Below are 11,024 nucleotides of genomic sequence, written 5' to 3'. Positions count from 1 at the left end.
GCGCCGTACCATCCGCAAACGCAGGGAAAGATCGAGCGCTCGATCGGTCGCTTCGTCGAGCACTACAACCACCGGCGCTACCACGAGTCACTGGACAACGTGACTCCAGCCGATGCATATCATGGGCGGCGCACCGCGATCTTGACGCGCCGCGAACACATCAAGAAGAAGACAATGGCCCGTCGTAAGCGACAGAATCTACGCGCCGCCTAGGCGGGCAAACGTGCCGGAAGTGTCTCTTATAAATTACGCCCACTGATCCCGATGTCTTTGACGACGTACAGTCGCCGAGAACCTGGCTTTCTTCCATCCGGGGCTAGCGGTATCCTCGTGACTCGGGATCCGGGCTCACGCGGTCTCGGCGTCTGGTGAGTTTCAGCTTGCGAACAGAGTCGATTTCCGAACTACGACTGTCTTCGTCTTTACCGACGCGGGGATGGGAGTTGGTGAGACGCGCCCTCGGTCTGGCGATGCTCTTCGCGCTGGCCTCCGCCTACTTGAGGCTCGGGCTCTTCATCCCGATCGAATGGGTGGATGAGGGCGTGATCGTCTACGCGATCTGGCGCGTCGCCGAGGGGGATCTTCCCTATCGCGATTTTCAGCAGATGTACCCGCCCTCCCTCTTCTTCCTCGGCGGGTTTCTATTCCGCCTCTTCGGGAGCGACCTGGCTGTCCTGCGTTACCTCGTGCTGGCCACAAAGGCGGCGACCTGCGTGATGGTCTACGTCGGTGCGCGACGAATCTCCGGCCGGGCTTTCGCGCTCATCGCCTACGCGGTCGCCGTTGCACTGCTGGGGATTGCCTGGCCGATCTTGACGACTCCGTACGCGAGTTTCTTCGGTGCCGCGCTGTGCCTCGCGGGGCTCCTCTCGTTCCTAGCCTTCGAACGACGCCTCTTTTACGGGTGCGCCATCGCGGGGCTCTGCTTCGGGATCGCGGCAACGTTCAAGCAGACGACCGGCGCCTTCGCGTTCCTTGCGCTCGCTCTCTTCTTGCTGGTCGATGAGGGGCAGGGGGGAAGCCGCCCAGGGCGGATTCTGGCGACCTTGGTCCGCACGAGTCGCTGGTTCGTGATCCTCTTCACCGCGGCGGTGTCGGTCTTCTACCTGGCTCCGCGCAACCCCCTTGGGAACCTCACGCTGCTCCTGGCGCCCGTTCTCTTCCTGACCGGCCACCTGGCCCTGCGGGAACTTCGCCGGCCGCCGGCTCCAGAGAACCAACTTCAGACCTTCTGGGGACTGGTTGCGCTCACGCTCGCCTTCTTGTTGCCGCTGGTGGCGTACGCGACCTTGTATGTTTCGCTTGGACTCGGGGCCGAGATCCTCTTCAACACCGTCTCCGGGATACCGCCCGCCGTTAGCTGGATCTCACCTTTCCCGGCGCCAACCATCACGTTCGTGCTGTGGCAGGTGGCTGGCTTCGGTGCCTTCGCATCGCACGTGATCTGGCGCGGTCACGCGGCTGAAACGCTGCGAGGTCGGCGGCTGTGGACGTTCCGCGGCCTCCTTGCCGTCTCGCTGCTCGCGCTCATCGCATTGGCGGTGCAGGGATGGCAGGCGAGGGCGGCGGCGTATTGGTTCTGGGCCTCCTCGGACCTCTTGTTCAGCTTGCCCTTCGTCCTGGTCTGGCTGTCGATCGCCGAGGTGGTCCGCCTCGGCCGGGTGGAGGTGCCGAGCGGGTCGGTCGGGTTGGCTGGCCAACGTCGCGCGTTCGTTCTCTTCACGGCCTACGCGACCATGTCCCTCCTGTGGCTCTACCCGGCAGCGGACATCTGGCACATTCTGGGGGTTCTGCCGAGCTGTCTGCCGCTGCTCGCCTACCTACTCGAACGCTTCTGGCAGCTTCCGGGGGAAACGGGCCGAAACCCGCGCTCCCGGCGGCTCGGAGCGGCGGTGCTGATCGGCGCCTTCTGTCTGGCCGTCGTGCTTCCGGCCGCGGTCGATCTCCTCAGAGCATGGCGCGCCGAGCCTGCGTTCGTCCCGTCACTCCCGCGCGCCACTGGCGTGCTCGGCGTCTCGCGGCCGGCCTCCTTCCACGCCAGCGGTGGTGATGTCGTGCGCTATCTCAACCACGAGGAACGGCGCGACGAACCGATCTTCGTCCTTTCGGGGAAGTCGCTGTTCTACTTCCTCACCGATCGTGTCTCGCCGGTTCAGGAGTCCGAGTTCGTCCTGTATATGGCTGCAAACGGCTCGATCCACGAGGAGACGGCCCGGGAACTGCTCGACGAGGCCGAGTTGATCCGTCGGCTCCGGGAGGTCCGTCCGCTGATCATCGATGACGGGTCCGATGATCGAGGGGAGAATGTCCGCCTCATGTACCCCCGCCTCGCCAGCTTCGTTCGTGCGAATTACCGGTTGGAGAAGAAGTTCGGTAGGTTCCAGGTATTGAGCTGGCGTTCTCCGGTCGCGCCAGCCCCTAAGAGCTGAATCCGGTAGAGGAGCTAAGCTGTTGGCCTCAGAGAAACATGCCGAACCGCGGCTGGACGAATCTCGCTGGGTCGACCTGCCGTCGAATCGGGACGAGCGCGGAATCCTAACGTCGGTCGAGGGTGGGCAGGACACACCCTTTGCCATCGAGCGGATCTTCTACATGCACCATGTGGTTTCAGACCGAGGTGGGCATGCCCACATGGATACCGATCAGGTGGTCGTGGCCCTGGCGGGCGAGTTCGACATGGAGCTCCGCGACGGGAAGACTTCGGTAACCTATCGGATGGACGATCCCACCCGGGGCCTCTACGTGCCCAGGATGCTGTTCATCAACATCACCGGCATGTTGCAGGAGACCGTCTGCCTGGTACTGGCAAGCACCCACTACGACATGTCTCGCTCGTTCCGTCGCTGGGAGGACTATCTTCGCGCACTCGGGCTTCCGCCCGACCCGAGTTCGAAGGCAGGTCCATCGTCAGAATGAACGACCTTCTCCTGTCGGACGAGACGGACCTGCCCTTCTACTCACCCTATAACTGTATTCCCGGTGTCGATCGCGAGATCCTGGTCGAGGAGGTCGTGCGACCTTGGCTTTCGGCGTTCCTCGAAGATCCCGACCATTCGGTTCGAGTTGACGGCGGCCTCGTCCTCCATTCACATCTCGAATGGGATTCGGCGTACTTCGGATTCCCCATCTACAAGCTGCACGCCACGTTCGGCGTTCAGCGCCGTGCTGCTCTCACCCGGCTGGTAAGAGACATGGAGCTGAAGCACGAGAAGTTCTATCTCTATGCCGACGTCGCTTCGGAGCACACGGCGACTCTCCAGGCCATGACAGGCCTGGGGTTCCGATTGATCGAACCGCGCATCACCTTTTTGCGGGATCGGTTGTCCTCTTTCGATGAGCCGCGACACGCGGTCCGACGCGCTCGCCTCGAAGACATCCCGCGGCTTCGCGACGTGGCCGCGCAATGCGCCAACGAATTCGATCGTGTCCACGCGGACAGCTGCTTTCCCGACGAGATCGCGAACGGATATCTCGCTACCTACGCAGAGAATTCGGTTCGAGGATTTGCGGACGTGGTCCTGGTGCCGGATGCCGAGAACGTGCCGGTGAAGGCCTTCCTGGCCGGCGCGTACTCCCTCGAAGGTTGCACCAAGCTCGGCCTCGAGGTTTCGAGACTGGTGCTGGGAGCGGTGCATGTCGAATGCTCGGGCTGGTATCGCAAGCTGATTTCAGAAATGACCTGCGACATGCGCGACAACGGCTCGGATTGTATCTTGATGACCACTCAGGCGGCGAACCGGGCGGCCATCCGGACGATGGAGAACCTCGGTTACCGAATCGGAGTGACCACGCAGATTCTCGCGTACGCTCGGCCGTAGCCCAAGTCAGTAGATCTCATCAATCACCGCCTCTGGGCGATGGTTCACCTCGTCGAAGATGCGCCAGATGTACTCGCCGATGATGCCGAGCATGACGATGACCAGTCCAAGGAGGAAGGAGGTAATCGCGGCCAAGGTCGCGAATCCCCGATTCGCTTCGAATTCTGGGTTCCCATTGAGCGCCAGCACGATCACGAGGATGCCATAGAGAAAAGCCAGGGTCGCCACGCCGAGCCCGACGAGCGAGATCAGTCGCAGGGGTACCATCGAGAAGCCGAGAAGGGAGTCGACGAAGAGCTTGAGCCGCTTGCGGAACGTCCAGCGAGAGACGCCGTACTCGCGGGCCTCACGTTTGTAATGGATCACCGAGGGCTCGAAGCCCAAATAGTGGGCGAAGACCGCGACGTTGATGTTCTTGCCGGACTGCAGCAGGTAGGGGAGGAGTGCGCGGTCCATGAGCATCACGTCGAAGCCGCCGCGCGGGTAGTCGCTCATCACGAACAGCTGAACGAGCTTGTGGAATATGGACGCTGAGAGCCTCGAACTCCACGACCCCTCGCGCTCGGCGCGCGCACAGATGACGTACTTTGCGCCGGCCAGCCACTCGTCCACCATCTGGATCACGAGGTCCGGCGGATCTTCGAGGTCCGCCGTCAGAATCGTGAAGCAGTCCCCCTCGACGAACTGGAAGCCTGTCTTGAGTGCCATCATCGAGCCGAAGTTCCGGCTGTGCTTCACCACCTTGACGATGTCGCTGCCGGCAGCGATCTTGAGCAACTCGCGCAGAGAGCCGTCTTGCGAGCCGTCATCGACGAAGATCACCTGGAGGCAAACTTCTCGATCCCGCAGCGCCGCTTCGACGCGCATCAGGGCATCGAAGAGCGGGCGGAGGGACTCTTCATTGTAGTACACCGGGATGACGATCGAGAGCGTTTTCATCTCATTCCATGACCTGCTGCGCGCCTTCAGACGGCCGGCGCGAGCTCTCGAATAGCTTGCACCACAGTGCTTTGTGCCTCGTCGGACAGAGCTGGATACATCGGCAGCGAGAAGATCCGCCCCGCGGCTGCCTCCGAGACCGGCAGGCTCCCGGGGCCCTCTCCGAACGACTGGTAGGCCATCATCGTATGGATCGGCCAAGGATAGCTCACGTTGACGTGGATCTCACGGCGGGCGAGCTCGGAGATGAGGACGTCACGCTGTCCGTGGCTCACGACGTAGAGATAGTAGGCGTGCTCGTTTCCCGGTGCGGTCTTCGGCAGTACGAGGGAGGTTTGTTCGAGCATCTCGTCATAGCGCTCTGCGATCTCCCGGCGCCTCGCGATGTAGCCGTCGAGATGGCCGAGCTTCGAACGCAGGATGGCGGCGTGCAGCTCGTCGAGCCGCGAGTTGTAGCCGTGCTCCTGCGCGTAATAGCGCCCCTCCATGCCGTAGAAGCGAAGGCGGCGGAGCTTCTCCCGCGTGTTCTGATCGCTGGTCAAGACCATCCCGCCGTCGCCGTAGGTTCCTAGGAGCTTGGTGGGATAGAACGAAAAGGCGGCGGCATCGGACATGGCCCCCGCCTTCGTTCCCCGGAGGCTCGCGCCGTGGCTCTGGGCACAGTCCTCCAGCAGCTTCAAATCGTGCCGGTCGGCGATGGCTCTCAGCGCAGGCATGTCTACGCACTGGCCGTAGAGGTGGACGGGCAGGATACATCGCGTCTTTTCCCCGACGGCGTCCTCGACCTTTGTGCAGTCCATCAGATAGGTGGACGGATCGATGTCGACAAAGCGGGGCCGGGCTCCCGCGGAGACGATCGCGGAGACCGTCGGCACCGCCGTGTTGGAAACGGTGATGACCTCGTCTCCCTCGCCGATCCCCAGGGCTTTCAACGCGAGGAAGATGGCATCGGTGCCGTTGGCCACCCCGACGCCGTATGCGGCGCCGCAGTAGCCCGCGAACTCCTCTTCGAAGGCGGCGACCTCACTCGCGAGGATCAGGCTGCCGGACTTGAGAACGCGCTCGATCGCCTCGTGGATCTCGGCCTTCTCCGCTTCGTACTCCTCGAGGTAGCTCCACACACGGATCGACATGATGGCTAACTTTCTAGCGCAGAGCGCCGCATCCGTTCGAGCAACAGAGCATCCTCGAGTAATTCGGCGCGCAGGCCCTCCAGATCGCGGGTCGCGATCTTCGCGAGTACCTCCTTCATGAAGAGCGCGAAGGAGTCCGCCGCTGGTGTCTTGACGACGGACACCTCGCCCTCCTGCGACACCCGCAGCTCGTTGTCGAGGCTCGCGGGGGTTGTAAAGACCCGGTCCACGTCGACGCAGCGATGGTTCCCTAATAGCGAAAGGCGGTTGCGATAGGCCGTGGCGAAGCCGAACTGGCCTACGAGTGCGCGTCCTCCCGTATAGATCATGAGGACACTGAACGAAGTTTCGACGTCGTCGGGGCCGGCGGTCGACAGGATTCGACACTCCACTTCCGCGGGGCGCTCGCCCCAGAACAGCCGACCGGGAGACACCGCATAAGGGCCGAGGTCGTAAAGTGCACCACCGCCGAGCGCCTTTCGATAGCGGAAGTTCTCGGCGTCGAGGGGTGGGAACGAGAAGGTGGCCACGATGCTCCTCGGGGCGTCTCCCGAACGGACGAAAAGGTCGCGGATTGCGGTTAGCTGCGGGTGTCGGGTGTAGGCGGTTGCCTCCGCAAGACACAGCCGGCGGCTGCGGGAGAGCTCGACCAGCCGCTCCGCCTGCTCCCTCTCAAGGAACGCCGGCTTGTCCACGACCACGTGGCGGCCAGTGTCGAGTGCGCGCTCGGCCCAGAGGGCGTGAGAGCTGTTCACCAGGGACACGTAGACGAGATCGGCGTCGCTCTTCGCCAGCGCGCTTTCATAGTCCGAGAAGGCCGCACCGGACGCGCTGCGAGAGGCGACCTCGACGCCGGTGACCTCGGAGAGTGTGGCCAACGCCGGGAGGAGGCGTTTCCGGGCGATCGCAGAGTCGCCTAGAATCAGGATTCGCACCGTGCGCGACTCCTCAGGCCCAGCTCAGGCACGACAACAGGGTCCGTGAGTCTACACAGAGGTAGCCGTGTCTCAGGAACTCGAGGAGCTGTCCCAGAGTCATCCAGGTGTAATAGTCCGGCACGTCGAGCACCTCGCTGGCACCGACCTCGAGGATGACGTTGTGGTTCAGAAACTGGAAGAAGCGTCCGCCCTCTTCCGATTGGATCGTCGAGTGGCGGATCTCGTCCGGGCGTGAATCTAGGAAGCGATCGAGGAACGGGAAGGCCTGCGCGTTCGCTCGGCGGCTTTCCGTATTCGACAACGAGACGGTAGGGGCGAGATCGACAACGTCGATGTTTCCGGGCTCGACCTTCGCTTGTACCAGGAAGTGCAGAACGCCCTTGTGCTTTTGGGTGATGAACCCGTGGTGGCCGGCGGTGGTGTCCCTGAGCATCGGCTGGGTCCAGCGCGCTACCTCCCGCATTCCCGCCTCCACGTCGACGGCGATCACGGAGAAGAACCGACCCGACTCGTGGGCGATCGCGCGCTCCGTGATGTTCCAGCTCCTCAGTTCTCCGAGAGGGATGGTTTCCGTTCTGAGCTCGAAGCGGGTCTTCATCTCGGTGATCCAGGCCAACAGAGCGTCCATGGTGTACACCGCGCGGTCCTCCGCGTGGACAGACTCGAGCAAGTCCTTTGCGAAGCCCGCGAGCCCTCGTGCCTCGGATAGATCGGCCGGACCCCGCTTTCGATTGAGGAAGGGGATACAGGAAATTACCGACCGCGCGTCCATGTTCACGAAGTTATCGAAACTGTGGAGCCTCTTGATCTCACCCAGGGTGAGCCAACGGAAACCGTCCCGAACGGGAACCTCGTCGAGGGTCTCGACGATCATGTTCCGGTTGCGCTTCTTCAGGAACCGGCTGCCCTGCTCGGTCTGCAACTGGTCGACCAGCCGCCGCTCGAGAGGTGCCGCCGTGAAGTGCTCGAGATAGTCCGGCACCCGTCCGCCGTGGACCTGGCTGTAGTTGCTCCGGGTCGCCTGGACGGTGGGGGAGAGCTGTAGGGCATTGCAATTCCCCGGCTCTGCCTTCGCTTGCATCAGGAAGTGGAGGATACCGCCGAAGCGCTTCGCTAGAATCCCCAGGATCCCTATCTCCGGCTGGTTGATGATAGGCTGGTCCCAATGGTGGTCGTCGCCGAAGTTGGTTTCGACGCGAAGTCCCTCAATTCGGAAGAAGCGGCCCGAGTTGTGCACGAGGTTCCGGGTGCTCGGCTCGAAGCCCCATCGGTCCATCTCGTCGAACCGAATCGGGCGCACCCGAAGGCCGTTCGAGTCCCGGAGCTCACCGAACCACGAGAGGAAGTTGGAATTGTCGAATACCGGACTCTCCGGAACCAGAGAGGAGCGCAGGAAGCTCAGCTCCGCAGAGTCGTCCGTCATGTCATCGCGGGAGCCAACGAGAAGACGCGGAGACGTGACGGGTCGCATCGAGCACGCCGGCCCGTGCCGCGACCGGAAGCGCGGGCTTCCAGCCTCCGTCGTTCGAGGGACGTCACTGGCGAATCTCTCCCATTGCTGGCTCGGGTTCGGTCGAATCCATCTGTGGTTCTCTCGGCCGGTCCACGAGGGTACTCCAGGCCGGGCCTTCCGTGCAATGCATATCGGCAGGTACTATCGGCAACTGACGGGACGTTCGTGAACACCACCCTCGCAACAGAAGCGGTGCCTGCACCTGCAACAAGGGTTCCCGGTTTTGGCAGAAGATCGGTGACAGGGCAGTGCTAGCGCCGCGATTGGCAAGTGGACGAGGGGCCGGCAGAAAAGTAGCTCCAGGAGCAAGAAAATCCACTTGCCACGATGCAATCTCACCCGGACGGTCTTTGTTTGCGCTGTCGGATCCCTCTTGCTGTCGTTCACGACGACCCCCGCGAAGGCACAGTCCTTTGTTGCCTTCGAGAGCGGTCACGTTCGGCCCCTATCAATGTCCCCCGACGGCACGCGCCTCTTCGCGGTCAATACGCCGGACAATCGGCTCGAGATCTTCGAGATCCAGGGCGGCACCCTGGTGCACAGCGACTCGGTGTCCGTCGGACTCGAGCCGGTGGCGGTGACGGCGCGCTCGAACGGCGAAGTCTGGGTCGTAAACCACCTCTCCGACAGCATCAGTATCGGCGACGTCCTCTCCACTCCTCCGCAGGTCGAGAGCACCCTCCTGGTACGCGACGAGCCGCGCGATATCGTCTAACTGATTCGCTCCCACAGTACGATGTTCGCTCGCTGATAGAGGAGCGCACGGGCAAGCCGGTAGCTAATGATTTTGCAGTGAGATCTCACAATAATGAGCGCTCGGAATGAAGCCCGCACATAACAAGAAAAGGCTGGCGTATGCTACGCACTGCTGCTTTGGGCGTTACGCATATTAAATCAGGAATATCAAAGAGATGATCAAAAAATAGAATGACGATAAGAAGAATGATCGGCCAATATTCCCAGGTCGACGGGTAGCCGCCACCGCGAAGCCTCGAGCGAGGTCCAGTTTTCGGGTCTAGCCGGCCGAGGCGACGCCCGTCCGCTTCCTTGGCTCGGGTCTGGAAAATTTCAATCGAACATGAAAGGAGCAAGGCCATGTGGGCGCAAAATGACCCCGAGGAGCGGAAACCAGACTGCCGGACCTTCGCGCCAAACATTTTGCCGCGATGGTCTCTCGCGATGCTGCCACTGCTCGCCCTGCTCGGGTGCGCCGCCTCGCAGCCGGCTTCTCAACCGCACGTGGACACGGTTCTCATCGAAGACGGGCTGCTTCGCCCAACCGGGCGCGATGATCTCGCCCAGCAGCTCTACGTTGCGCCCAACGTCGACTGGGCCCGCTACGACCGAATCCTCCTCGACCCAGTGATGATCTGGCGAGACGAGGAAGAAGACGAAGGCGGCGTGTCCCAGATCGACATGCAGTATCTCGCCGACTACTTTTACGACTTCCTTCACGCGACTCTCGCGAAGCGTTACGAGATGGTGCGAATGCCCGGGCCCGGCACGTTCCGCGTCACGGTGGCCCTGGTCCGCGCGACAGAGCGTTCGGTTGCTCCGGACATCCTCTCCAACGTTATCCCGCAAGCACGGCTTTTGATGCGTATGAGCGACCTCATCTCCGACAAGCCCATATTCGTCGGAGAGGCCGCGGTTGAAACCCGGATCGTGGATGCGGAGACGGGGCGCCTTCTCGTGGCTGGGCTCGACCACCGGGTCGGCAGCCGGTCGCTGTCCTCGAAGTCGCTTCGCTCCTGGGGGCACGCTGAACACATCATCGAATTTTGGTCGGCTCGCGCCACGTACAACCTGTGCACGCGTCAGGGGCGCGCAGACTGCGGCCCGCAACCTTCGCCGTAATGCGGCCACCGCGGGAGTGGCGGACCGACGGGGGGAGGGGAGCGGGAAAACGACCGGGAACCTTCCAAGGGTGTCCCCTCGGCAGGTTCCCGGTCCTTGTTCTGTCTTCTGATTCACAGTCCGACGCTTGTGGAAGTTCTGTTTGGCCTGTTCGGGTTCAGAGACGGTTGGACCAAATAGGTCGATGAAATAAGAGACACTCCCGGCCCAAACGGAAGGAGGATCCGATGGGGAAGGGAGCAAGTGCGGAGAAGGTCGGCCGCGACATTCAGCGCAAAACACGACGTCGTTTTTCAGCGGAAGAGAAGATTCGCATCGTCCTCGAAGGACTGCGCGGCGAAGAGAGCATTGCGGCTCTGTGCCGCCGCGAGGGGCTCGCTCCGAATCTCTACTGCCGGTGGTCCAAGGAGTTTCTGGGGGACGGGAAGAAGCGGCTCCTGGGCGACACGAAGAGCGAGGCGAGCGCCCCCGAAGTGAAGGGCCTGCGCGACGAGAACGACCGCTTGAAGCACGCGCTGGCCGATCCTGGGAAGTCGCCCAGAGAGCTGTCGTGGCAGGAGACGGACCGGACGGGCCATTTCAATTCCGAATCCAGCGTGTACCGCATTCTGAAGGCGCACGACCTAATCACGAGCTCGGCCTGCGTCTTGATCCGCGCTGCGGGTCGCTTCCAGCATCCAACGAAGCGACCGAATGAGCTTTGGCAGACGGACTTCACGTACCTGCGCGTCGTGAGCTGGGGCTGGTAGTACCTGTCGACCGTGCTCGACGATTACTCGCGCTACATCCTGGCGTGGACGCTCGGCACGACGATGAAGGCGTCGGA

At 62.4% G+C, this 11,024-nt stretch carries 9 protein-coding genes and 2 pseudogenes; 7 read left to right on the top strand and 4 right to left on the bottom strand.

What is annotated here, in order from left to right; all coding sequences use genetic code 11:
- The 4 genes from P8R42_19360 to P8R42_19345 all read left to right on the top strand — a co-directional run.
- The coding region (locus P8R42_19360; protein MDG2306766.1) for an IS3 family transposase at nucleotides 1–213 on the top strand (213 nt) is incomplete at its 5' end.
- 233 nt (nucleotides 214–446) lie between these two features.
- Complete coding sequence (locus P8R42_19355; GenBank protein MDG2306765.1) at nucleotides 447–2,429, top strand: glycosyltransferase family 39 protein; 1,983 nt, start codon at nucleotides 447–449, stop codon at nucleotides 2,427–2,429.
- Between the two features lie 22 nt (nucleotides 2,430–2,451).
- Complete coding sequence (locus tag P8R42_19350; protein MDG2306764.1) at nucleotides 2,452–2,916, top strand: FdtA/QdtA family cupin domain-containing protein; 465 nt, start codon at nucleotides 2,452–2,454, stop codon at nucleotides 2,914–2,916.
- Complete coding sequence (locus P8R42_19345; protein MDG2306763.1) at nucleotides 2,913–3,818, top strand: hypothetical protein; 906 nt, start codon at nucleotides 2,913–2,915, stop codon at nucleotides 3,816–3,818. The genes P8R42_19350 and P8R42_19345 overlap by 4 nt, the downstream gene beginning before the upstream one ends.
- Before the next feature lie 6 nt (nucleotides 3,819–3,824).
- Here the strand turns inward: P8R42_19345 and P8R42_19340 are convergent, their stop codons facing one another.
- The 4 genes from P8R42_19340 to P8R42_19325 are packed head-to-tail and all read right to left on the bottom strand — an operon-like array spanning nucleotide 3,825 to nucleotide 8,251.
- The gene (locus P8R42_19340) at nucleotides 3,825–4,757 is read right to left on the bottom strand and encodes a glycosyltransferase family 2 protein (GenBank protein ID MDG2306762.1); all 933 of its coding nucleotides are present in this window, start codon (nucleotides 4,755–4,757) and stop codon (nucleotides 3,825–3,827) included.
- Nucleotides 4,758–4,783: 26 nt separating this feature from the next.
- Nucleotides 4,784–5,890 (bottom strand): DegT/DnrJ/EryC1/StrS family aminotransferase, encoded by a 1,107-nt coding sequence (locus P8R42_19335; GenBank protein MDG2306761.1) that lies wholly within the window; start codon nucleotides 5,888–5,890, stop codon nucleotides 4,784–4,786.
- Nucleotides 5,891–5,895: 5 nt separating this feature from the next.
- Nucleotides 5,896–6,825, bottom strand: coding sequence for a Gfo/Idh/MocA family oxidoreductase (locus P8R42_19330; GenBank protein ID MDG2306760.1), 930 nt, complete (start codon nucleotides 6,823–6,825; stop codon nucleotides 5,896–5,898).
- Between the two features lie 13 nt (nucleotides 6,826–6,838).
- Nucleotides 6,839–8,251 carry an NDP-hexose 2,3-dehydratase family protein gene (locus P8R42_19325; GenBank protein ID MDG2306759.1) on the bottom strand — a complete coding sequence of 471 codons (1,413 nt, stop codon included), beginning with the start codon at nucleotides 8,249–8,251 and terminating at the stop codon, nucleotides 6,839–6,841.
- 463 nt (nucleotides 8,252–8,714) lie between these two features.
- On the opposite strand from P8R42_19325, the pseudogene P8R42_19320 reads away from it, so the two are divergent.
- The 3 genes and pseudogenes from P8R42_19320 to P8R42_19310 all read left to right on the top strand — a co-directional run bounded on the left by P8R42_19320 (nucleotide 8,715) and on the right by P8R42_19310 (nucleotide 11,024).
- Nucleotides 8,715–9,053 (top strand): annotated as a pseudogene (locus tag P8R42_19320) (hypothetical protein).
- Nucleotides 9,054–9,520: 467 nt separating this feature from the next.
- Nucleotides 9,521–10,198, top strand: coding sequence for a DUF3313 domain-containing protein (locus P8R42_19315; GenBank protein MDG2306758.1), 678 nt, complete (start codon nucleotides 9,521–9,523; stop codon nucleotides 10,196–10,198).
- A gap of 227 nt (nucleotides 10,199–10,425) precedes the next feature.
- Nucleotides 10,426–11,024: pseudogene (locus tag P8R42_19310) on the top strand (DDE-type integrase/transposase/recombinase).

Source organism: Candidatus Binatia bacterium, assembly GCA_029243485.1.
In the GTDB taxonomy this organism is placed as follows: Bacteria; Desulfobacterota; Binatia; order UBA12015; family UBA12015; genus VGTG01.
This window is presented reverse-complemented; position numbering and strand designations above follow the sequence as displayed.